The sequence below is a fragment of the Pseudomonas sp. 10C3 genome, from assembly GCF_036346185.1.
Lineage (GTDB): Bacteria > Pseudomonadota > Gammaproteobacteria > Pseudomonadales > Pseudomonadaceae > Aquipseudomonas.
Window position 1 is genome coordinate 123,355 of sequence record NZ_JASJVE010000014.1, and the last position, 21,716, is coordinate 145,070.

Sequence of the window (21,716 nt, forward strand, 5' to 3'; positions counted from 1 at the left end):
GATACAACGAATATTTCCCCTGGAGGGAGATGGGGCATACGCTAATTTATCGACTTTGACCGCGCAATGAACAGGCAATGTCATCCTCGGAGTCTGGTATAAGAGTCTGACTACCCAGCCGCAGCTGACATGTCCATCTCGGGGCTCAAGGTTCCTAGCCAGGCCACAAGGCACACAATGACTGTCGCGATGGAGAACTCCAGGGTCATGCTGCGTCGCAATGCATTGACGGCAATTGCGTAGTGTCCTTTCTTAATTGATCGCTCTAATAATGGACTCAAATGGAAGCGATTAAGGGATGCCAATACAATCATTCCTGCAAACAATAGGATTTTTAAAAATAGAAGTACGCCATAGGTACTGAGCATCACTTGGTCTAAGTTAGGTCCGACGATGAAAAGATAGTTTACTATTCCGGACAGACCTATAGTTACTACGATCAGCGCCCCAGCTGACTCGAACCCGGTCAGGGCTCTTGCCAGAATCCGCACCTCCTGTTCGCCTTTAAGCATCCTCGCTCGCAGCAGTAAAGCGAATCCAGCGAGAGCACCTAACCAGCCACCTGCTGCCAAAAGGTGAAAAATATCGCTGGTGAAATGCATATAACGACGACTGCCCTCATCCATGGCGCCGTGTCCTGTCCACGCGAGAGTAGCAAGGGCGACAGCACTCAATATCGACACCGCCCATAAACTTGGCGTCGGGAAGCGTTTGTTCAGGGTGGCGGCTATGCACGCCAGTACAAGGGCTATTATCCGGACCATCCACGTCAGCCCAACATCTGTCCCCATCAGTACCATTTGAAAAATGTGATGATGAAGCTCCATAAAATCTGAAACACCACTCATCATCTTTGCAAGTAATAACATAGCGAAAAGTGATAGGGCTAAGGCGGTAATTGCCGTACCTAAAAGCAGCGACTCAAAGTTTAGAACAGAACCGGACACTCTCTCTTTGCCCCTTAGGCTATACAGGCCAAAAGTTGCCAGGCCGAATAGCAGCATCAGGTCCATATAAAGAGCGAAGCGAAGGACTATGTTGATTGAGTCGCTCATGGATCATTTCACTTTGAAAGAAAAATTGCCTGTCATGGGGTGAGTGTCTGAAGAGACCGCTCGCCACTCGACTTTATAAGAACCCGTGGTGAGCGGAGAGGCGGGTGTGATGACCATCGTTTTCGGATCATCGCTGCCTGAAATACTCGCCTTCACACCCATGGGTGAATTAGGCATGCCCGGCATGTCTGTCATTATCAGTTTCGCTCCCGAAAACTGAGTAGTGAGGTTTTCCGAGAAGTGCAGCTCGATCTTGGAAGGAGCTACGGAGGCCGAGCCGTCCGCAGGGTTTGAGGAGGTTAACTTTGGATGCGATTGGGCTACAGCGCTCAAGAGCAATCCGGCAGTAAGTGCAGCCGCTAAAGTTGTAGTTTTAAAAAATGACATGCAAGACTCCTCACAGCATAAGCTGTCGGTTCGAAGTTTGGTGGGGGCGATCTAGCTTTCTACTTATCGATTCCGGTTAAAACGGCATGCGAATACCCAGCGTCTGCTGCGTTATGTAAGGACTGACTCAGGCAATAGATTAAATATTCTCGTGTGCTAGAGCTGGGACACGATGCCACATGACAGCGGGCCGGTCGATTACAATTCAGTAAGCTTTGTGCCTGCTCTTGGGTTCAGCACTGAGGATGGCTTTAGTCACTTTCACTCGCGCGATCGCTTACCCGTTGGATCAGAGAGTGTGTTTCCCATGTGTAAACGCTACCTAACCTACAGTCAGGCCCCGTCGGCTCCTCAATTTGATGGGGGAACGCGCTAACCGACGAGGAACGTCGCGCCCTCTCCCGGCCCGAGCAATTTTTCAGTTTGTTCGAGTCAGGAGAGCATGCGGCCTAGGGCGATATTGTCGCTCTTGATCAAACCACCTTGAGCTGCCCCATCATGCCCATCGCTTCGTGTTCGAGGATGTGGCAGTGAAACATGCGCAGGCCGGGCCAACGCTGTACCGTTTTAATGCGTACGATTTCACTTGAGCGCAGATTGACCGTGTCTTGCCAGGCACGGAAAGATACCGGTGTGACTACGCCGTCAAACTCCCGCTCAACCACTTGGAACTGAGTACCGTGCAGGTGAAAGGGATGGTCCATGTCAGAATGATTGACGATTTCCCATAGCTCGACCTCGTTGACTCGGCTCACCAGATCGATACGTTGCATGTCGTATTCCTGGTCGTTGACCAGAAACTGCACGCCATGGCGACCATTGGCCATGCTCATTTTTTCGCTGAACACCACCTGTTTGCGTACTGCGGCCGCACCAAGGTCGGGCACTGAGCCGAGCTTAAGCGGCAGGGCTGCCTGCTCTGTGGCTGTGACCGTCGTAAAATCAACCGTCAGCAGAGGCATGATGTGATCAGGCGTCACATCGCCCATTTTGCCGCGCGCGTAGATATTGGCGCTCAATTCCACGCGGTCGCGACGGCGGCCTGCGTCGATTATCAGTTCGATCCGCTGACCCGGTGCCAACAGGTATTCGGTCAACCCAGACTGTGGCTCTTCCAGCAGACCACCGTCGGTGCCGACCAGAGTCAGCGTGCTACCGGGCAGAGCGAGTTGCAGGTAGCGGGCACTACAGGCGTTCCAAATGCGCCAGCGCTCACGACCTCCAGAGGCGAATGGCAAGACGGGTTGGTGCTGGGCATTGACCAAGGCGAACTGACCTTCGCGACCGTTCATCCAGTCGTTGGCTTCGTTCGGGGCGATGGCAGCGTAACGGTCTAGTTTGAGATCGGAGACCACCAGCAATCGCTCTGGCAACCCGGCCAAGGGGTCATGCCGCGACCTTACCACCAGTGGGCCTGCCAAGCCTCGGAACGCTTGTTCCGCTGTGTTTTGGTGAGGATGCGGGTGATACCAGTAGGTGCCGGCGCTGCCCTCGGGCAAATTGAAACTGTAAGTACGGCGTCCGCCTGGTGGTACCGGGTCATGCGGATTGCCGTCTTGCTCTGGCGGTATCGGCAAGCCGTGCCAGTGGATAGTAGACGGCTGTTTGAGATTGTTGACGAAGGTGATTGCGACCGTGTCGCCCTCAAACAGCTCGATCAGGGGGCCAGGCAGGCCACCATTATATGCCCAGAATTCGGTTGCGGCCTGTCCAGGGATAAAGGGAACCGCTAGTGGCGCAGCGGTCAGGGTCGCCTGAAAGTGGCCTGGCACGCTGCTGGCGTTGGCCAGTTTGGGGATTTCGCGCAGTGAGCCGCCAGCCGGTAGCATATCTGATGCCAGCAAAGGCAATCCAGGAGGTGTCGATGAGGAGGTCATGGTGTCTGCCGACCACGCTTGTAACCAAGGGCCAGCCAGCCCTGTCAACGCCAACCCTCCAAGGAAGGTGCGCCGTTGCATCAAGTGCACCTTCATTTGGACATCTGCATGTTCATCATGCTCGACTGCTGATCCATCATCTTCATCATCATGTCCATCATTCCCGTGCCGCCATTTTCTGAGCCAGACATGCCCATTTCTTTACAGCCCTTGCCTGCGTGCATGTCACGCATCATCTCCATGGAGCCCTTCATAGTCTGCATGCTCTCCTGCATAGCGGCCCGGCGTTCGGTTGGCGTCTTGGCGGCGGAGACCTTGTCGCGGGCGGCTTGCATCTTTTGCATATGCTCAGTCATGGCTTGATTGCTGGCAGGCTGGGCCTGAGTGCTTGTCTCGGCGGCGGGTGGCGTGGCGTCATCCGGATGATGAGCTTCCGTGGCATTGGCGAATAAGGCAGTGCTCGTGAGTAGAGCGGCTAAAACCAACTTCAGTGGTGCTTGCATGACAAATCTCCAGACGAAGGGGAAAAGCTCGCACGGTTGAACCGCGCCGAATCAGTATGTAGTCGAGCAGTATGCAAACAGGGCGTCTGGCAACCAACTACCAACGGTAAACCGCAACGGCATCTGCAAGAGAGGAGGTCACTACCCACGGAACATACTCCGGTTAATTGACCACCCTGCCATGTGTAATAGTAGCGCTCGCCTAATGGGGGTTGTTGACATAGGTCAAACATAACCGCACTCCCGTTACTACTATTGGTATTGCAAGAGTGGGCTCTTGGACTCGGCGTTGATTCGAGGAACATTTCCAAGCTTAGGCGCGTTTCATGCTGGCACTAGGGAGTTCAATATGAAAGTCAGTTGTTCCATTGGATGAAGTGCACCAGATTCTGCCCTCATGAGCTTCAATGATCGACCGGGTAATCGACAGCCCCAGTCCTGCGTTGCTAGGGCTCCCTTCGCGCCTCGCAGGGTCTGCGCGGTAAAAGCGATCAAAAAGTTTCTCAAGGTGTTCGGGCGCAATGGTCTTCCCAGGGTTTTGCACCGTCACCACCGTCGACGTATTTGTCTGACGGATATCCACACGGATGGTTTTCCCCTCTGGCGTGTACCGTAGCGCATTCGAAAGTAAGTTCGAGATGGCTCTGCGCAGCATCAATACGTCACCGCTGACACTTCCGACACCTGAAACGCAAAGCTCAATGCCTCGCTCGTCAGCCAGCAGGCGGTAGTATTCGAGCAGTTTCCCCACCACCTCCCGCAGCTCTATCTGGCTGTTCTCTGGTTTGATCAACTTATTGTCGGACTTGGCCAGGAAAAGCATGTCATCGATCATGCGAGACATGCGCTTCAAATCCTCAAGATTTGAGAACAGATTGTCTTCGTAGTCCTCAATGTTCCTTTTTCGTGAGAGCACTACCTCAGTGTGGGTCATCAGGTTACTGACAGGCGTTCGCAGCTCATGAGCAATGTCTGCGGAAAAATTCGAAAGCCGGACAAATGCATCGTCCAGACGGGACAACATTGCGTTGAACGATGACACCATCTGCTGGAGTTCTTTTGGCACGGGCGCCAACGGGATGCGTTCTTTCAGTGAGCCGGCAGACATCGAGGCCGCGACCATCGTCACCTGCCGAATAGGGCGCATACCGCTGCGTGCAACCATCCACCCCAGCCCGGCACTGACTAGCGCGCTGATCACCAACCCTATCCAAAACCATCGCTGAAGGGTCTCGAAGAAATACATATGCTGCGTCACATCAAAGATCAAGATCACGGTCAGCGGCTTATCCTGCCCGGGAACAATTGCCGGGGCCATGACGCCTCGGTAAATCTGCTCATGGTCCTGCCACTCCAACATCGCGTTGCTTTCGAGCGTGCGGAGCTGCTCTGGCACCCTGACCGGCCTTGGGCTAGCGAAAAACAGCTTTCCATCGCTATTCAGAATGATAGCGGTCAAATCACGGTGTGCCCCCAGCAAAGCCTCTAGCTGTGGTTTTAACTCACTGAATTGATCGACGCTGTGCAGCTCTCCCAAGATCCTTTGGGTTGAGCTGAGTTTTTCGTTCAGGGTTTGCTGATCCAGCATCTTGAAATGACGCTGGCTGAGGTGATTAAAACTAACGCCGGCAACGGTAAGCACGACGGTCACCGAAAGCATGAACATCAAGCTCAGACGTGTTGTAAGGGATAGGCGGTTCATTCCTGATCCGAGTCTGGTGAGTCCAGCATGTAACCCATGCCTCGAACGGTCTGGATCAGTTTGACCTCGAAGTCGTCATCAATCTTCGCCCTGAGCCTTCTTACCGCCACTTCTATCACGTTAGTATCGCTGTCGAAGTTCATGTCCCAGACTTGAGAGGCAATGAGCGACTTTGATAGCACTTCGCCTCTGCGGCGCAGCAGTAGCTCCAGCAGCGCGAACTCTTTAGCCGTCAGGTCTATGCGTTTTCCTCCCCGAATTGCCCTGCGTTTGAGTAGGTCGACCTCAAGATCGGCCACTTTCATATGGGTTTGCGCGGGAGCGCTATTACCGCGACGCAGCAAGGTTCTGACGCGAGCCAGCAATTCAGAAAAAGCGAAAGGTTTGATCAGATAATCGTCTGCCCCCAGCTCTAGTCCCTTGACCCTATCTTCAATGCTGTCTCGCGCCGTCAGGAAAAGCACCGGCACCTCTTTACCCGACCTACGCACCTTTTGAAGGAGTTCCCACCCATCCATGCCTGGCATCATCACGTCCAGAATCAGCAGGTCGTATGCCTCGCTTAAGGCGTGTTGAAGGGCCTCACTGCCGTCGGTGAATCGATCAACAGTGAACCCGGTCTCGGTCAGGCCCTGCTGTAAATAGATACCTAATGTCGGTTCGTCTTCAGCAACCAAAAGTTTCATGGGGTGAATCTCAATATGACCATTAGGCTGAGTGTGCAGCAAATAAGTCTCTCTGATCCGAAACTGACATAAATGTAATCTTGGCGTCAGGTAAATGTTAACCCGCATGAATACTTACCTGTTTTCACTCGACACGTTCGTCACCGAACAGCAATTTGATCAGGCAAGTGTTACAACAGAGTCGAGACCTTCATACAAGTACCGGCCCTACTGAGCCAGTATTGGACTCAATGGTTGCTCCGCTGAAGTGAGTACGCATGACTTGATCGAGATCACAGTTTTAAAGTGAGCGTGGGCTACTCTCAAGTATCAGACTTATGGCAACTTTTGCCAAAAAAATGGGAGATAAATCATGAACCCTCATCAGTATTCGGTTGAAAATGCCCCGCTACCCTTCTGGAGGAGCAAAACAGGTGTCGTACTCATCATGCTGGTTGCGATTGGCGCCTTCTATCTGATTAGGGAACACTTCAGTCATCTTTCACCTTATCTGACTTACCTGCCCTATCTGATCCTGTTCGCCTGCCCGCTGATGCATATTTTCGGACACGGAGGGCACGGTCAACATGTCGATCCGTCAGAAACCAACAAGGATGAGAAAGGAAAATAGCCATGCCTAGTGCCATAAGTCACCAAGACCAAACCCTTCCTGCGAAGGTCCTGGATGAAGGTCTACGCGATCCGGTGTGTGGCATGGCTGTTACCCCGCCGATCAAGTTCAGCGAGACTTATCAGGGGCAGACCTATCAGTTTTGCAGCCTGAAGTGCCAGGAGAAGTTTAGAGCAGAACCCCCGCGCTATGCCGCTGCCCTGTCGGATACCGATCACTCTAGCCACACCGTTCCAGCAGCTGAAACACAGGAAGTTACCGAGTTCACCTGCCCTATGCACCCGGAAATACGCCAGCCTGGGCCTGGCAGTTGTCCTAAATGTGGTATGACATTAGAACCGGTCATGCCCGCGCTCGATGAAGAGGAAAACCCCAAACTCCGGGATTTCACCCGCCGCTTTTGGTGGTCGCTGCCATTAACCGTGATAGTGACCGTGCTCGCCATGGCTGGACACTCGTTACAACTCTTCCATGGCTCGATCCAAAACTGGATCGAGCTCGCTCTAGCGACGCCAGTGACCTTATGGGCAGGTTGGCCCTTTTTTGTAAGGGGCATCGCCTCCATTAGGAATCGCAGTCCAAACATGTGGACTCTGATTGGTTTGGGTACCGCCGCAGCCTATCTTTACAGCGTCGTGGCAACGCTCTTTCCCCAAAGCTTTCCCGCCACCTTCATGCAAGATGGGCGCATCGGCGTCTACTTCGAAGCCGCGGCGGTCATCATCTCGCTCACCTTGCTTGGGCAGATTCTTGAGCTCAAAGCCCGATCCCAAACCTCCGCCGCCATTAAGTCCCTTCTCGGCCTATCTCCCAAGACTGCACGAAGAATCAACGCCGATGGTCAGGAGGAAGACATTCCTCTCACCCATGTTCACCTAGGAGACCACCTGCGTGTCAGACCAGGTGAAAAGGTACCCGTTGATGGCTCAGTACTGGAGGGTGAAAGTGCGGTGGATGAATCCATGCTTACTGGCGAGCCAGTGCCGGTAATGAAAAGAGCTGGAGATAGCTTGATCGGCGCCACGCTCAATACCCATGGGAGCTTGGTAATGGAGGCGCAGAAGGTCGGCGCAGAGACCATGCTTTCACAGATCGTACAGATGGTCGCTCGGGCTCAGCGCTCCAAAGCACCAATGCAACGAATGGCCGACTCGATTGCCGGCTACTTTGTGATGGGTGTGATCACGATTGCGGTGCTAACACTCATAGGCTGGGGGCTCTTCGGCCCTGAACCCAGCTGGGTCTTTGGTCTGATCAACGCTGTCGCAGTGCTGATCATCGCTTGCCCCTGTGCGCTGGGTCTCGCAACGCCTATGTCGATCATGGTTTCGACGGGTAAGGCAGCTAGCATGGGTGTGCTGTTCAGGGATGCCAGTGCCATCGAAAACCTTTGCAAGATCGACACACTGATTGTCGATAAAACAGGCACCCTGACAGAAGGGCGGCCGGTATTTCACAGTGTGGAGGCCACACCCAGTTTCAACCCCCACGATGTTCTTCAACTGGCCGCCAGTCTTGATCAAGGCAGCGAACATCCGTTGGCTCATGCAATTGTCGATCACGCCCGAACCGAGAACATCGAGCTCACCAAACCTGAATCCTTTGAGTCCGGTTCAGGTATTGGGGTCAGCGGTCTAGTTGATGGCAAGAAGATCCAGCTGGGCAACACTGCGTTGATGGAAGCCGCCGGCGTTAGCACTAAGGCCATACAAGACCGTGCAGAGTTGTTACGCCTTGAAGGCATCAGCATCATCTATCTCGCAGTTGACGGAGTATTGGCAGGGTTACTGGCGGTGTCAGACCCGATAAAACCGACCTCCAAAGAAGCAGTCACCAAGCTCAAAGCTGATAACGTAAAAATCATCATGGCCACCGGTGATGGGCTCACCACCGCTCGGGCTGTCGCCAGGGAGATGGGGATTGAAGAGGTCCATGGTGAAGTGAAACCTCAGGACAAGGAACGCCTGGTTGCAGACCTCCAGCAGCAGGGCCGGAAGATTGCCGTGGCTGGCGACGGAATCAACGACGCGCCAGCCCTGGCGCGAGCAGATGTCGGCATCGCAATGGGAACAGGGACTGACGTTGCGATGAATAGCGCGCAGCTCACACTTGTAAAAGGCGACCTAATGGGCATTCTACGAGCACGGGCTCTTTCGGTTGCAACAGTAAAAAACATGCGGCAAAACCTGGGCTTCGCCTTTCTTTACAACTCGATGGGTATTCCCCTCGCCGCAGGCCTGCTCTATCCCCTGACAGGGCACCTCCTATCGCCAATGATCGCCGCCATAGCCATGAGCGTCAGTTCTGCGTCTGTAGTTTTCAATGCATTGAGACTGAGAAATACCCGAATAGATTGAACTTCAGCGATGCTCGCAACCCGAAACAGAGAACTCTTGACCTTACCGCCGTGTCAACGTTGATGCTGTAGTTGCGATGAAAAGAGACCGCTCAGCACGAGAGGAATAAACATGTTTGTCTTAGATGTATCAGGCATTGGTTGCGGCAGCTGTGTCAGCAAAATTACCAAAGCGATTCAATCACTGGACAACGAAGCTACGGTTTCCGTGGACAGGGCGGCCGGTAAGGTGAGCGTTGAAAGCAGCCAAAGCCCAGAGTAGGTTCGTAAAGCTGTCGAGGCGTTAGGTTTTCCTTCCCAGATCAGCGCCTGAGAGCGCTGATTCCTCGCTTTGATAGCGCTTTCACGGTGGTTCGTCGGATATAAACATTGTAGCGTTCGGCCTGCTTGCGCAGCCTTCAACAACTTGGCCCCCGAAACACCCTGAGGAACCCCCCGCTAGTTATGCGTGATCGGGATCAGCTCTGCACGGCTCTTGCCGGCGTTGACCAGTAGAACCTGTCGACGATAGCGTGCCAAATAGATAGCCGCTGTCAGCCCGGCAGGGTCTGCACCGACGATAAGGCAATCCACCACATGATATTGAGCCTGGTTGCTTGTCTTCTGGCTCTCCAGGTTTTGCCTATGCTGTCTGACGCCAGAGTCACCGCGCAGTGAACTGAGGGCTTTCGGTTCGCGCGGAACCAACGGCCATATCCAGTGCCGCATCGGGGCATGATTACTCGGCGAACCACGCGGCACTCATCCGAAGGTTGAAGAGTGGTGCTGGCAGGGTAATATCGACCATCATGCTGTCATCGAAATTAGCTCGGACAGAACCCTTTTGGCCAAGTTCTGATCACGCAATGTTTCTACCACCCCCATGCGATTGGGCTTCTCCAGGCACAGTGACAGAGCACCGTCTCGGGCTAAGATCCGTGCCTCTGCTTGCACCTTTGACCTAGCTCGAATGGCTCTGGAAATCCATGGTCCAAGCGGAGCTTGGTTTTCGTCCAGTACCCGTTCAAGGTGGTGTGCGCCGGCGAGAATCACCGGCCAAACCGGTACGGCTTTTTCTGTCAAAGATGCAGCGCACAGATCGACATCACTATCACCATAGTTATGGTGATGGTTTTTTATTTGCTTTAATCCACTGATCGAATACGACGATTTCCTTTTCCTGTGCGGCAATTATGTCCTTGGCCATACCGAGCATCTCTGGATTTTTTCCGTTCTTGAATTCGGCTTGCGCCATCTTGACTGCCATCTGGTGATGCATCCGCATGTTGGCCGCGAAGTCATAATCCACATCGCCGGTCTTGGACGTGCCACCCATTTTTTTCATGCCATCCATCTTCGAGTGATCCATCTGCTCAGAAGGCATCGGCATCATTTCGCTTTTCGCGGGTTCTGCGGCATTAGTCCACGTCGGCGCTGTTGCCATGACCGCGACAGCCATCGCTAACGCCCTCACCGACAAAGTGAATCGGCCAGAGCTATTGTGCTTAATATGCTTTGACATTGTGAATCTCCTGTTAGAGGGCGGAAGATTGGCATATACATACCATTGCCCCCGCGCACGGAAATCGCTATTTCTGTACCTACATAGGGCTCGACTAACCTTGGCCACCAGCCATTTTTCGGCAGCTCTCTGCGCATTCGCGACAGGCTTTGACGCAATCGTCCATATCACCGACCTGTTCGCAGCTCTTGACACAGGCCTCACAGATCTCGGCGCAAATCGCGCATACGTGGTGGTGGAAAGTGGAATCACTCAATAAAAAATTGGCCGCCGTTTGACAGATTTCGGCACAATTGATCATCAGCCTAAAATGTTCGGCCTCAACGTGTTTACCCCCTACCTCAAGGCAATGGTTCATCGCTGTATTCAGGCAAACTCTGTGGCAGTGGCTACACGCCTCAACGCAAGGCAGCAGGTGTTGAGGCGGCGTGTGAGAGGGCATCGGGGTGTTAGTCATAGCTATGTTCTCCATTGTATCCAAGGAAAGACAACGCAAGCAGTGGTGTTAGGGCCATCTATATTCGACAGTTTCGATTAAAAAACTGATCATTTCGGACAGATGGTGAATGAGGATATTGCAGATAAATACCAAGCGTAAAGGGAGCAAGATATTGCTTCATGGCTGTCAGGTAAGTGCGTACTCACGGGCGCATATTTCACCCTAGACCACGCTTGGCGGACAGTCGACAGAAATTAATATTACATTCCTGTCAGCTTCTAGTCGGTTAGCATTTCGTTGCGAATAGCCTAAATTCTGAAAAAGTCTTCCATCTCTGGTGGAGTACCCGCCTCACACGAACTGAACGGTTGAGCCCTGATAAAAACAGATGGCCTTCGCCAATGCAGAGTACGCCGGTAAACCCAAGCAGACCCAAGACCGCTTCCTGATTCAGATGGATCAGGTCTTGCCGTGGAAGGGTTTAGCCGCACTATCCGAAGAATGAAGGCGGCCGTTCAGCGTATACGTTGATGATCAGGTTGCAGGTAATATCAGTAATCGTACGGCCAATACGCCTTCCTGATACCAACGCTTATGAGCGTTAAAATAGTGTCCGCTTAAATTGCGCAGCCCCCTTAGCGTTAGCGTTAGCGTTAGGATCATTTAGACACAAATCTGAGATTCAAAGATAAGCCACTTCGAGTCTGAGAATTGCACTGTACATAGCTGTCAGCAAGCCCTTGCCCCTTTGCTTATTAGTCACCTCGCAAAACTTTAAGCAAACCTTTAAATACTCCATTCAACCTAGTAAAAGCGGCATCGAAATGAATTTCATTTTCTGCGTACTTTGCGACCTCGACCTGTTGATCGACTGTATTTTGATCAATGGAAGGTTGATCCGGTGTGCTGTGAAGCAAAGTATCTCCGTAAATATCACCTGCTGATTCTTTTCCGGAAATATGCTTTAGGTTTGTTGTTTTCAAAGAAAACGGAGTCGCAATAGCTACTTTTTTCTGGTCTACAAGTACAGCAGAAAAGTCTGAATCTTAGGCCTTAAAGTTCGGCGTATCGGCGTTAGCGATATTATTGCTCAGCACCTCAGCTCTTTGGCTACGATAAATTAACGCTTTTTCTGCGGAGCCAAGCGCGTTCTCAAAATTAATACTCACACCCAATCACCCTCAGTAGCGCTACTATTCTCACGGATATCGAACACTCAAATGTGAACGCACTGCGTTCACGTCGACTTATTCAATTCCATTGCAGGTGCCAAAAAAGCGTCAAGTCCTCGTAAAAGTGACCGGAAGCTTAAGAAATCGCATAGCTAAAACTTTTAATCGGTAAATAGCGGTATGTGACGCTGGATGATCGAGACCTTACTGATTAAGTAGTGTGTTCCTCAAGAGAAATATCGCAACCTGACACAACTGTAATATTTGCCTAAGCTAACTGACAGGGGATGAGTTTTATAGTCCTGTTGAGCCTTAAGCTCACCCCTAAGAATCATCACGTGATGTGGATTTGGGGTTACCAACACTGATCACAGGAAATCCAAATGTCCCCTATCAAAGCTTTGTTCGTTATCGCAGCCCTGACCGTCTCTTCTTTGGCTATGGCTGAAGGCGGTGGTGACCGGACTTTCGCACGCATGGAGGCGGCTAGGCATAAGTCAATGGAATCGTACCAAGTAGCCCAAAAGCATAGCGCCCAGCCTCCCATCGCAGAAGGTAAAGCCGAAGCGATGAACCACAACAATGGCTGAATAGCCTGCCGCGCTCCCAAGCTGACAGAAATGTAATCACTGTGGTGGTTTAAATGTGGCAATTTCTGAGCTCGCTTGCCGTAAGAATTCGTCTTTAGTCACGGCGGGCGAAGCTCACCTGGGCTCATTAAAACCCCGAGAGAGTGCCTTCAACCTGGATGGGCAACGCATTGGTTGTTTCGCACGGCTTCCCTTTTGACTGATTGGACTTAAACGGTATGCATTCCAAAACCTCTAGGCGGACTTTCGTTAAAGGCCTGGCCGCTGGTGGCATTCTCGGCGGCCTTGGTCTATGGCGCACTCCCGTATGGGCAGTCACCAGTCCTGGTCTGCCGAGCGTTCTCACCGGTAACGAATTTGATCTATTTATTGGTGAAAGCCCTGTAAACATAACTGGCTCGCCACGCACAGCAATGACCATCAATGGCTCATTGCCCGGACCTTTGCTGCGCTGGCGCGAAGGAGAGACGGTCACACTGCGGGTGAAAAACCGCCTAAACCAAGACACCTCAATCCATTGGCACGGGATCATCCTGCCGGCCAATATGGACGGTGTGCCCGGCTTGAGTTTCCATGGCATCGCACCGGATGGCATGTACGAGTACAAATTCAAGGTTCATCAGAACGGTACGTACTGGTACCACAGCCACTCTGGCCTACAGGAACAGGCAGGCGTTTACGGCCCAATCGTTATCGACTCGAAAGAGCCTGAACCTTTTCAATACAACCGCGACTATGTGGTGATGTTGACTGACTGGACCGATGAAGATCCTAGCCGCGTCATGGCCAAGCTCAAGAAGCAATCGGACTACTACAACCACCACAAACGTACCGTTGGCGACTTCATCGACGATGTCAGCAAGCAAGGCTGGTCTGCTGCCGTGGCCGACCGGAAGATGTGGGCTGAAATGAAAATGAACCCCACCGATCTCGCAGACGTCAGTGGGGACACTTATACCTATCTCATGAATGGCCAGGCGCCTAATGGTAACTGGACCGGTATTTTCAAACCGGGCGAGAAACTGCGCCTGCGTTTTATCAACGGCTCAGCCATGAGCTATTTCGACGTCCGTATTCCTGGTTTGAAAATGACCGTTGTGGCCGCTGACGGACAACATGTCAAACCGGTCAGCGTCGACGAATTCCGCATCGCCGTGGCAGAAACGTATGACGTGATCGTTGAGCCTGCCAGCGAAGAGGCTTACACCATATTTGCCCAGTCGATGGATAGAACCGGTTATGCACGCGGAACCCTGGCAGTTCGCGAAGGATTAAAGGCACAGGTGCCTGCGATCGATCCCCGACCTCTTTTGACCATGGATGACATGGGAATGGGCGGTATGGCCGGTATGGACCACAGCAAGATGGCAGGCATGGACAAAGGCGACATGTCCAACATGGCCGGTATGGACCACAGCAAGATGGCAGGGATGGGCAGTGGTGATATGTCAGGGATGGCTGGCATGGGCGGAGAAATGCAGACTCACCCAGCCTCCGAAACCAACAACCCGTTGGTTGACATGCAAGCCATGAACCCAACGCCAAAGCTAAACGATCCTGGCATCGGTTTGCGGGACAATGGTCGTCGAGTGCTCACCTACTCTGATCTGAAAAGCACTTTCCAAGACCCTGACGGCCGCGAGCCCAACCGCACCATCGAGCTTCATCTGACCGGTCACATGGAGAAGTTTTCGTGGTCCTTCAACGGTATCAAATTCTCTGACGCCGAGCCGCTTCACCTGAAGTACGGCGAACGTCTACGCATCACTTTGGTGAACGACACCATGATGACCCACCCCATCCACCTTCACGGCATGTGGAGTGACCTTGAGGATGAGAACGGCAAGTTCATGGTGCGCAAGCACACGATCGATATGCCGCCAGGTACCAAGCGCAGCTATAGAGTCACCGCTGATGCCTTAGGTCGCTGGGCCTATCACTGCCACCTGCTTTTCCATATGGAAATGGGCATGTTCCGTGAAGTACGGGTTGATGAGTAAAGGAGACGATCTGTGAGCACATACCTAAAACGTAAATCGCTGGTGGGTTGCCTCTTTGCCGTTGGCCTGCTGGGCGGACTCTCGTCCACGGTGCTGGCAGGGGAAGACACTAGCGATCATTTACCTGCTACTCCTGCGAAAGCAACGGACAAGCCTGCAACTATGACAAACGGGTCAATGGACCACGGCAAGATGAGCCATGAGTCGATGGATCATGATCAAAAAACCAAAAAGGCAGATTGAGATCATGAGGAGTAAGTTTTTAGGCCCAACGCTGATGGCACTGGCAGTATCTACCAGTCCTGCTTTCTTTGTGATGGCCCAAGCCGTGGAAGAGATGAATCCTTCGATGGCAATGCCATCAAGTGCTGGCTCAAAGCCTTCGACTGCGCAAAAGACCAAGTCTGCCAAAGCGAAAGATGGCGCGATGGATCACTCCAAGATGGACCACGGTTCAATGGCAGCTATGGACGATGGTGAGATGGACGGTATGGATGGAGGGGCGACTACCGCCAGTCGAACTCCAGTCCCCGTACTTACCGACGCTGACCGTGCAGCTGCCTTCCCAGATGTGGCGGGTCATGGTGTCCACGACAAAAAACTCAACTCATTTATGCTGCTGGATAAGTTTGAGTACCAAGACGCTGACAACGGTAGTGCGTTGGCCTGGGATGCAAAAGGATGGATCGGCGGTGACGTTGATCGTCTGTGGTTGCGCTCGGAAGGTGAACGCACCAATGGCGTAACGAAAAACGCTGAACTCCAAGCACTTTGGGGGCACGCCATCGGTCCATGGTGGGATGTCGTTACCGGCGTACGACAAGACTTCAAGCCTGGGTCGCCACAAACGTGGGGAGCGCTCGGTATTCAGGGCATGGCCCTCTATAACTTTGAAGCCGAAGCGACTGCTTACATCGGTGAGAACGGTCAAACCGCTGCTCGACTTGAGGGTGATTACGACATTCTGCTGACCAATCGCCTGATCTTGCAGCCAACAGCCGAAGTAAATTTATACGGAAAAAATGATCCCCAGCGGGGCATTGGCTCTGGATTGGCAAACACCGAAGTAGGGCTCCGATTACGTTACGAGATTGATCGCCAATTTGCCCCCTACATCGGGGTTACCTGGAACCGCTCCTACGGCAAGACGGCCGACCTGGCCAGCGATGAAGGAGAAAAGACCAACGAGGCTCGATTTGTAGCCGGTATTCGGATGTGGTTCTGAGTGGTGAGAGCAACGCCATTACGAACTTTGAACGATCGGGGAGTCGGCTCTCCCGACTCAAGCGTAAGACCTTCAACCAAATCTAAGTAGTGGTATTGAACGCTCGGGTGAGAGTTCTGCTGCTTCGCCGGATATCCCAACGCTGCCAAGGCAAAAGGAAATATTCATGACAGGTAGCTTCCGATTCTCAAGGCGATTTCTGCGTATCGCAACGTTTGCAGCGCTTTTCATTGCTTCAACCGCTCAAGCGGCACAAGCCCTGACAATCGATGTTCATCGAGATGCAAACTGCGGATGCTGCAAGAAATGGATTCAGTACCTTGAAGCAAACGGCTTCACCGTCATTGATCATGTAGAAACCAACATGAGCGCTGTCAAACAAGATCCCGGTGTCGCTCCACGACTCTCGTCCTGCCACACCGCGATGATCAAGGGCAAGTTTGTTGAGGGCCACGTGCCTGCCGAGCAGATGATTGCAATGACTAAACGTGACGACCTTGTCGGGACCGCTGCTCCTGGCATGCCGGCAGGCTCTCCAGGAATGGAGGTCGAAGGAAACCATGGTGCCTACCAGGTAATAGGCCTTACCAACGCGGGCATAGATCAGGTCCTTGCGGTATATCCTGAAAACTAACCAAAAAATTCTTGACCGTATAACGAATAAAAGCCGCAACGCAAACAAAAAACTCAAGTGAAATATGGCCAAAACCGAAAACAATGCCGGCGACAGGCCGTATCCATAAAGCTGTAGCCCTCTCTTCCAGCAAAACAACACGGCCCAGCACGAGATTGGCAATCTCCAGTTCTTCACCAAATACCACCGCAGGCTCATGCACGCCTCAGATCTGCGGACGATCCAACAAACTAATGCTGCCAGGACAGCGGCGATATCTGCGCCGATAAAGCCTGTCTGCCAGCCCATCAAGCTAGTGGGGAGCATGGTTGAACTATTGGTAATATCGAAAGGCTCTGCAATAAAGAGCCTTTCGAATGCCAGCCTATCTTCGCAGGCGAGAACTACAGCGTCGGCTTGCGAAGCTGCCCCTTACGTAGGCACCGAGCCCCTTCAGGTTTCAGACGAAGGTGCTGGGTGTCCTCATCCTTAGCCAAGTAATGCATTGCCTTGTGCACCTTGCTGCGAATGCCCGGATCATTGCGATCGACACGACCAATGCCTAGATTATCCCCATAACGCTCCTTGTTTGCGTTGCAGTTGAAGTAGTAGCCCTGACCACGGGTAATGTCCTCCCACAGCCGACCGAGCTGACGGGCCTTGTGGACATCGCAGTCGACCTTTGCCCCATCGAAGAATAATGCGGTGTGAATGTGATAGCCCCGATCCTCCCCCTGCTCAACGCTACAGATATGCCAAATGAGATCATCGAAGATCTCATTGCGCTCAATCTCTCTGCGCAACCGATCCAGATCCGCAAACACATCTTCCACACGCTGCCGATACTGGAACGCAGACGAGTAATGAAGATCCACACGCACCACTATTGTTGAGGGAACACTGTCCAGCACCCGGTCCACTGTCTCAGTGATCGTGCTCTGTTGGTCTCTAGCCTGGAAACGCCGATTCACTGCTGCGCGCCGGTACTGCTTAGAGCTCGTCAGATGACGGATACGATCAGTCAGTGCATTGAGCATCTCTTCAGTTCTTAGATAGCGGGTCTCGTCGTCACTGAGGCATGTGAGCCCTACAGGACTACGTTCCAGCCCAATGTACTGACATGCATCGCGAAACACCTGAAGGTGCTCACTGAAGTCGTAAGATGGGTCTTCGTCGAACAGTGACACCATTCTCTGTATGTGCTCGAAGTAGCGGGAGACACAGGTTGCCTGTAGGCGTTCCTGGCCAAGTGCTGATTTGATGAACTTGAATGCCGGACTGCGTGTTCTCTGAATAGCCTTTACAAGACGTTCAATCTGAATGGCGATATCAGACTGGGAGAGAAGGTGACGGTTGATGCGAGTAGTCATGATGGGGTACCTGGTTGATTAAGACATACCAGATACAAAGAGAGTATTTTTTAATCTGTTACCCGCTGATTGACTCATCCATAGGTGGTTGGTAGCGGTTAGGCATGTATGGAGTTGCCTACTGAGGGGTATGAGTGTTGCTTAATCTGGCGTCTAGGTATCCCTTGATCTAATGCCCTTATACAGCCTATACCTAGGGTCATGAGCATCGGTTAATCATTGGATCTATGGGGAGCATATCTAAGGCTCATGTATACTTAATCCAAGACTTCTATAAAACCTATATGAAACCTATATTAATACAGCCTTCCAAAACGGGATGAATAAAACCCCGACCGCACTGGGTAACGGACAGCAACATCATCGAGCCAGCCGAAGATTTTATGGTTTTTAACATAGGGGAGTTAGCTGACTTATTACCTACTAAAAGCCAACCCTCATAATCACCCTGACCGAGTCATCCGGTCAGGGTGATTATTGTAAAAGGCCGGACCTCTTCACCTTACATGACCGGTTGCACGCTCCTCGCTTCGGCAGTATCACGCGCCTTGATACGTGCATCAATCCAAGCCACCACCTCACTCTCCACCCACGCGACTGCTCGCTCTCCCAGTGACACCGGTTTCGGGAACCTATCCTCGGAGATGTATTTGTACAGCGTCGAGTTCTTAAAGCCTGTAGCCGCGAGTACATCTTTCTTACGGATCAATTTCTTCATGGCCGCAGCCCTCTGATTGGTTCAGAGGATGGGGAGAGTCAATTAAAAAAAACTGACGCGACTCGAGCTACTAGCTCTATTGTCTAACGATACAAACATCCCCTCTAACGGAACCAACAGTCAGTTGCCCCGCTGGGGGAGTTAACAACCCGAAGCAATATCGATCTTCAAGCGGGATGTCCTGTTCCGTTGAGAAAAACATAGGAGATGGCATTCTTAGATCAACGACACTACATCCAGTTTCCTTAATCTCAGTGCGAGAAGCCGAAAGCACGGACACGAACGGAAAAATAGGGTGCATCCCATTTAAAACGACAGGGCTCGGTAAAATCATGTGATCCATTGAGTGAAAACCTGAACCAGCGACTGACTGCATTGCCTCTTTAATCCTTCGAGCCTTCCGCAATGCAGCTGAATACAGTGATTTCATTAGCTGCGTCGACTCACTGATATTAGGGAAAGTATCAGCTTCACTTTTAGTAGCCGATTGAGGCGGCTGAAAATCCTCTCGAATCTGCTTGATCAAACCAGAATGAGGCTTATGCGGTTTGTCGTTGAGAGAACACCAGTTCGCAGACAATAAGCAGGATGCATACTCATCAATTCTGACTTGAAAAACACGCGAAACTGCTAGCCGATGTTTATCATGAAAAAAGGCTAAGAACCTATCATCCAAATACTCCTTCTTTCTGAACCGAGCGGCAGCCTCCCCCTCGATCTCTTCACCCTCCCATGGGTAAGGGAACACTATTGAAGTCACCATTTGCTGAGGATCGGCCAAATCGGGGTGGCCTAGATTTAGGAAATAAAAACTCTTCGTCGGTCTGAAAAGCACTTTGCTAGTTGCACCAGGCACAAATGCCCGGATCAGTCCGCCTGACAAAAGCGTCTTCATCCGATTACTCAGGTGCTCACTGGTAAGTCCGGTCAGTTTCACTAAATCAGAATGCCCTAGAGTACGAACAACGCCAAGGCGGTCAGCCCGGCATAGCAGCACGGCCATAATCAGACGATTTACATTACTCAGGCGGCCAAGCTGTCTGGTCTTCCTGACGGCTCTTCCACGAACCTTAGCCCTTTCCAACTGGGTATCCTCACAATCCGACTGTGGTGGATAATCCACTGGGGGACTTTCCATAATAGCTCGCGACCGTTGCAATAGTTCGGCGACAACCTCCGAGTGACAGCTGTCAGGGTCACCTTTAACCCACTCTTTTGGCACCCGATAAAATCGGCCCGTGCGACCTTTTCTCCCAGTGAGTTCAGAACGGCAAATCAGAGCCCCCGCATCAACTAGCGCCTTCAAAGAAGCAGACATCACCGATTCCGATACGCCAAAGCCATTCGCCATTTCCTTAGTCGAAAGCCCCTCAGACTCGCGATCCCCAAAGCACAAAACGAAACGTGCTAAGCAATATCTCGCATCCGGCCCAAGCTCGCTGGATCGGGTGGTAAGGGTATCTAGAAGCATAAGTCTTCCGTATGAACGCCTGAATTCCGCAATATTACATTAGAAATTACACCCTGTATTTAGAAAGTAAATTATTCGTAGCCCTATGAATAATTGATTATGCTAAAATGACCAAAACATCCACTAGAGTCACTCAATGAGCAACCATCCCCATTACTTGGCTTGGATCGATGAAAGCGAAACTGGCCTCGCGGCTTGGATACGCAGATATCTGACAAAGAGAGGGGAAAGTCTTCCAGACCGTCTTCTTAAGGGCAGTGAACTGGTACAACTCAAAAAAGAGATCGAGAGGTGGGCGACAACCGGCCCAGACGCTGATACGACATGGAAGCGCTTACGGCAAATGAACGAGGCCTGGACTCAGCAAAAGATCAGAGACAAGCGAAAGAAGAACAAGCAGAAGGCCTGTAGCTTTGTCTTATCTTCTGCCGCACAGAAAAAGCTTCAGCAGCTAACCACCGCGAATGAGCATGGCACTGCTGCTGACTGCCTTGAATGGCTACTGCAGAACAGCGCCGCTCAGCTCAAGGCCGCCGGCGAGGAAAGAAAAGAGACAAAGGAACGACATAACGAGGAGTTACAGGGAACACAGAGCGAGATCGACGCTCTAGGCCATCTCTTAGGCCATGTACTGTATGAGTTCGCCATATTATCCAGCACGACACTGACTGATGGTAAGAAGACGCGTCAGACACTCATGGAGCCCCAAGAAGGTGAAATCGAAAACGCGTACGAAATAGTGCGCAAGAATGCTTTAGTGCGGGTCTCCGGACTAACGCACCTATCCCAAAAGCGTTTGACTGGACTCATTAAGCGACCAAGCAATGAACAAATTGCAATCAGCGTGGCCCTTATCGTGAAAGTCGATCCCACACAAACTTGCACGTCAAATATCGAACCTTCCAACTCTTCAGAGCTCAACCCCCTAAAAATAGAGAATTACGGAGCCAGAACTACTACCTGGGTACAGCCAGACGCCCCTCCAGAAGGGGAATGCGCCGCTGACTATGCGCCAAGCAGCATTACAGGCATGGCTAGCCCCAATGATGCGGTGAACCTTCCCGGAGAGCCAGAGACGATTGAACTGCACGGACTTCAGCATCAGAAAGATTTCTTTTCGAACATGCGCTTGCAACGCAAGAGGCTTTCGACTGTTGTGCTAAAGCTGCCTCCGGAACTTGGCTCTGCGTCCGAGTTCGAGGGACTCATTTAGCTGAATATCATTGAGGGCGATATTTGACGCCACATCAAATAATGTTCGATCAGCCTCTTCTTGCCATCAGTACTCACTCGCTCGATACTTTGGGCGACAGGCGGCTGACCACGGGGCCTGCTTATGCCGGCATGGCTATCACGAAAAACGCAGTGGGGGGACAAATGGGGGGACAAAAACCATCAGACAAAAAAAAGCCCCGAAGAACGGGACTTTTTTAGCTTAAAA

At 52.0% G+C, this 21,716-nt stretch carries 18 protein-coding genes and 3 pseudogenes; 10 read left to right on the forward strand and 11 right to left on the reverse strand.

The features are described 5' to 3' along the window. Nucleotides 1-110: 110 nt before the first annotated feature. The 6 genes from copD to QN399_RS15375 all read right to left on the reverse strand — a co-directional run bounded on the left by copD (nucleotide 111) and on the right by QN399_RS15375 (nucleotide 6,210). A complete protein-coding gene (gene copD / locus QN399_RS15350; protein ID WP_330201152.1) occupies nucleotides 111-1,055 on the reverse strand; it encodes a copper homeostasis membrane protein CopD in 945 nt (314 codons plus the stop codon). 3 nt (nucleotides 1,056-1,058) lie between these two features. Further along, entirely contained in the window at nucleotides 1,059-1,442 is a 384-nt protein-coding gene (copC, locus tag QN399_RS15355) for a copper homeostasis periplasmic binding protein CopC (protein WP_322181255.1), read from the reverse strand. A gap of 473 nt (nucleotides 1,443-1,915) precedes the next feature. Continuing rightward, nucleotides 1,916-3,400, reverse strand: coding sequence for a multicopper oxidase family protein (locus tag QN399_RS15360; RefSeq protein ID WP_322181253.1), 1,485 nt, complete (start codon nucleotides 3,398-3,400; stop codon nucleotides 1,916-1,918). Nucleotides 3,401-3,411: 11 nt separating this feature from the next. Further along, entirely contained in the window at nucleotides 3,412-3,822 is a 411-nt protein-coding gene (locus tag QN399_RS15365) for a hypothetical protein (protein WP_330201153.1), read from the reverse strand. A gap of 313 nt (nucleotides 3,823-4,135) precedes the next feature. After that, a complete protein-coding gene (locus QN399_RS15370) occupies nucleotides 4,136-5,524 on the reverse strand; it encodes a heavy metal sensor histidine kinase (protein WP_322181249.1) in 1,389 nt (462 codons plus the stop codon). Continuing rightward, on the reverse strand, nucleotides 5,521-6,210 hold the full coding sequence (locus tag QN399_RS15375; RefSeq protein WP_322182820.1) for a heavy metal response regulator transcription factor: 690 nt from the start codon (nucleotides 6,208-6,210) through the stop codon (nucleotides 5,521-5,523). Before QN399_RS15375 ends, QN399_RS15370 begins: the two co-directional genes overlap by 4 nt. 352 nt (nucleotides 6,211-6,562) lie before the next feature. Between QN399_RS15375 and QN399_RS15380 the strand changes: the two genes are divergently transcribed. From QN399_RS15380 to QN399_RS15390, 3 genes and pseudogenes are all read left to right on the forward strand, one after another. After that, nucleotides 6,563-6,820 (forward strand): DUF2933 domain-containing protein, encoded by a 258-nt coding sequence (locus QN399_RS15380; RefSeq protein ID WP_330201154.1) that lies wholly within the window; start codon nucleotides 6,563-6,565, stop codon nucleotides 6,818-6,820. 2 nt (nucleotides 6,821-6,822) lie between these two features. Further along, nucleotides 6,823-9,177: a heavy metal translocating P-type ATPase gene (locus QN399_RS15385; protein ID WP_330201155.1), complete on the forward strand. Its 2,355-nt coding sequence runs from the start codon at nucleotides 6,823-6,825 to the stop codon at nucleotides 9,175-9,177. A 111-nt stretch (nucleotides 9,178-9,288) separates the two neighbouring features. Continuing rightward, nucleotides 9,289-9,435 (forward strand): annotated as a pseudogene (locus tag QN399_RS15390) (heavy-metal-associated domain-containing protein); the annotation flags it as partial. An 840-nt stretch (nucleotides 9,436-10,275) separates the two neighbouring features. On the opposite strand, the gene QN399_RS15395 reads toward QN399_RS15390, so the two are convergent. Next, the gene (locus QN399_RS15395; RefSeq protein ID WP_330201156.1) at nucleotides 10,276-10,677 is read right to left on the reverse strand and encodes a DUF305 domain-containing protein; all 402 of its coding nucleotides are present in this window, start codon (nucleotides 10,675-10,677) and stop codon (nucleotides 10,276-10,278) included. Between the two features lie 827 nt (nucleotides 10,678-11,504). On the opposite strand from QN399_RS15395, the pseudogene QN399_RS15400 reads away from it, so the two are divergent. Next, nucleotides 11,505-11,664, forward strand: a pseudogene (locus QN399_RS15400) (IS5/IS1182 family transposase); the annotation flags it as partial. A 207-nt stretch (nucleotides 11,665-11,871) separates the two neighbouring features. Here QN399_RS15400 and flgB read toward each other — a convergent pair. Further along, nucleotides 11,872-12,285 (reverse strand): annotated as a pseudogene (flgB, locus tag QN399_RS15405) (flagellar basal body rod protein FlgB). Between the two features lie 386 nt (nucleotides 12,286-12,671). On the opposite strand from flgB, the gene QN399_RS15410 reads away from it, so the two are divergent. From QN399_RS15410 to QN399_RS15430, 5 genes are all read left to right on the forward strand, one after another. Continuing rightward, entirely contained in the window at nucleotides 12,672-12,878 is a 207-nt protein-coding gene (locus QN399_RS15410; protein WP_330201157.1) for a co-regulatory protein PtrA N-terminal domain-containing protein, read from the forward strand. Between the two features lie 218 nt (nucleotides 12,879-13,096). After that, a complete protein-coding gene (locus QN399_RS15415) occupies nucleotides 13,097-14,878 on the forward strand; it encodes a copper resistance system multicopper oxidase (protein WP_330201158.1) in 1,782 nt (593 codons plus the stop codon). Between the two features lie 12 nt (nucleotides 14,879-14,890). Next, the gene (locus QN399_RS15420; RefSeq protein WP_330201159.1) at nucleotides 14,891-15,121 is read left to right on the forward strand and encodes a hypothetical protein; all 231 of its coding nucleotides are present in this window, start codon (nucleotides 14,891-14,893) and stop codon (nucleotides 15,119-15,121) included. Continuing rightward, nucleotides 15,093-16,103, forward strand: a complete 1,011-nt coding sequence (locus tag QN399_RS15425; RefSeq protein ID WP_330201160.1) for a copper resistance protein B — start codon at nucleotides 15,093-15,095, stop codon at nucleotides 16,101-16,103. The genes QN399_RS15420 and QN399_RS15425 overlap by 29 nt, the downstream gene beginning before the upstream one ends. A 166-nt stretch (nucleotides 16,104-16,269) precedes the next feature. After that, nucleotides 16,270-16,737, forward strand: coding sequence for a DUF411 domain-containing protein (locus QN399_RS15430; protein ID WP_330201161.1), 468 nt, complete (start codon nucleotides 16,270-16,272; stop codon nucleotides 16,735-16,737). A 383-nt stretch (nucleotides 16,738-17,120) separates the two neighbouring features. On the opposite strand, the gene QN399_RS15435 is transcribed toward QN399_RS15430, so the two are convergent. The 3 genes from QN399_RS15435 to QN399_RS15445 all read right to left on the reverse strand — a co-directional run bounded on the left by QN399_RS15435 (nucleotide 17,121) and on the right by QN399_RS15445 (nucleotide 20,275). Next, nucleotides 17,121-18,086 carry an inovirus-type Gp2 protein gene (locus tag QN399_RS15435; RefSeq protein ID WP_330201162.1) on the reverse strand — a complete coding sequence of 322 codons (966 nt, stop codon included), beginning with the start codon at nucleotides 18,084-18,086 and terminating at the stop codon, nucleotides 17,121-17,123. A gap of 502 nt (nucleotides 18,087-18,588) precedes the next feature. Next, complete coding sequence (locus QN399_RS15440; RefSeq protein ID WP_330201163.1) at nucleotides 18,589-18,804, reverse strand: AlpA family transcriptional regulator; 216 nt, start codon at nucleotides 18,802-18,804, stop codon at nucleotides 18,589-18,591. Nucleotides 18,805-18,880: 76 nt separating this feature from the next. Continuing rightward, nucleotides 18,881-20,275: a hypothetical protein gene (locus tag QN399_RS15445; RefSeq protein ID WP_330201164.1), complete on the reverse strand. Its 1,395-nt coding sequence runs from the start codon at nucleotides 20,273-20,275 to the stop codon at nucleotides 18,881-18,883. A 136-nt stretch (nucleotides 20,276-20,411) separates the two neighbouring features. Here QN399_RS15445 and QN399_RS15450 point away from each other — a divergent pair, with 136 nt between their 5' ends. Beyond that, nucleotides 20,412-21,488, forward strand: a complete 1,077-nt coding sequence (locus tag QN399_RS15450) for a hypothetical protein (RefSeq protein ID WP_330201165.1) — start codon at nucleotides 20,412-20,414, stop codon at nucleotides 21,486-21,488. The last annotated feature ends 228 nt before the right edge of the window (nucleotides 21,489-21,716 follow it).

Excerpts from the sequence above, each read along its gene's own strand:
- QN399_RS15440 (WP_330201163.1), bottom strand. The coding sequence starts at position 18,804 with ATGAAGAAATTGATCCGTAAGAAAGATGTACTCGCGGCTACAGGCTTT.
- QN399_RS15360 (WP_322181253.1), bottom strand. The coding sequence starts at position 3,400 with ATGCAACGGCGCACCTTCCTTGGAGGGTTGGCGTTGACAGGGCTGGCT.
- QN399_RS15410 (WP_330201157.1), top strand. The coding sequence starts at position 12,672 with ATGTCCCCTATCAAAGCTTTGTTCGTTATCGCAGCCCTGACCGTCTCT.
- QN399_RS15375 (WP_322182820.1), bottom strand. The coding sequence starts at position 6,210 with ATGAAACTTTTGGTTGCTGAAGACGAACCGACATTAGGTATCTATTTA.
- QN399_RS15370 (WP_322181249.1), bottom strand. The coding sequence starts at position 5,524 with ATGAACCGCCTATCCCTTACAACACGTCTGAGCTTGATGTTCATGCTT.
- QN399_RS15395 (WP_330201156.1), bottom strand. The coding sequence starts at position 10,677 with ATGTCAAAGCATATTAAGCACAATAGCTCTGGCCGATTCACTTTGTCG.
- QN399_RS15435 (WP_330201162.1), bottom strand. The coding sequence starts at position 18,086 with ATGACTACTCGCATCAACCGTCACCTTCTCTCCCAGTCTGATATCGCC.
- copC (WP_322181255.1), bottom strand. The coding sequence starts at position 1,442 with ATGTCATTTTTTAAAACTACAACTTTAGCGGCTGCACTTACTGCCGGA.
- QN399_RS15385 (WP_330201155.1), top strand. The coding sequence starts at position 6,823 with ATGCCTAGTGCCATAAGTCACCAAGACCAAACCCTTCCTGCGAAGGTC.
- copD (WP_330201152.1), bottom strand. The coding sequence starts at position 1,055 with ATGAGCGACTCAATCAACATAGTCCTTCGCTTCGCTCTTTATATGGAC.
- QN399_RS15430 (WP_330201161.1), top strand. The coding sequence starts at position 16,270 with ATGACAGGTAGCTTCCGATTCTCAAGGCGATTTCTGCGTATCGCAACG.
- QN399_RS15415 (WP_330201158.1), top strand. The coding sequence starts at position 13,097 with ATGCATTCCAAAACCTCTAGGCGGACTTTCGTTAAAGGCCTGGCCGCT.
- QN399_RS15425 (WP_330201160.1), top strand. The coding sequence starts at position 15,093 with ATGATCAAAAAACCAAAAAGGCAGATTGAGATCATGAGGAGTAAGTTT.
- QN399_RS15380 (WP_330201154.1), top strand. The coding sequence starts at position 6,563 with ATGAACCCTCATCAGTATTCGGTTGAAAATGCCCCGCTACCCTTCTGG.
- QN399_RS15445 (WP_330201164.1), bottom strand. The coding sequence starts at position 20,275 with ATGCTTCTAGATACCCTTACCACCCGATCCAGCGAGCTTGGGCCGGAT.
- QN399_RS15365 (WP_330201153.1), bottom strand. The coding sequence starts at position 3,822 with ATGCAAGCACCACTGAAGTTGGTTTTAGCCGCTCTACTCACGAGCACT.
- QN399_RS15450 (WP_330201165.1), top strand. The coding sequence starts at position 20,412 with ATGAGCAACCATCCCCATTACTTGGCTTGGATCGATGAAAGCGAAACT.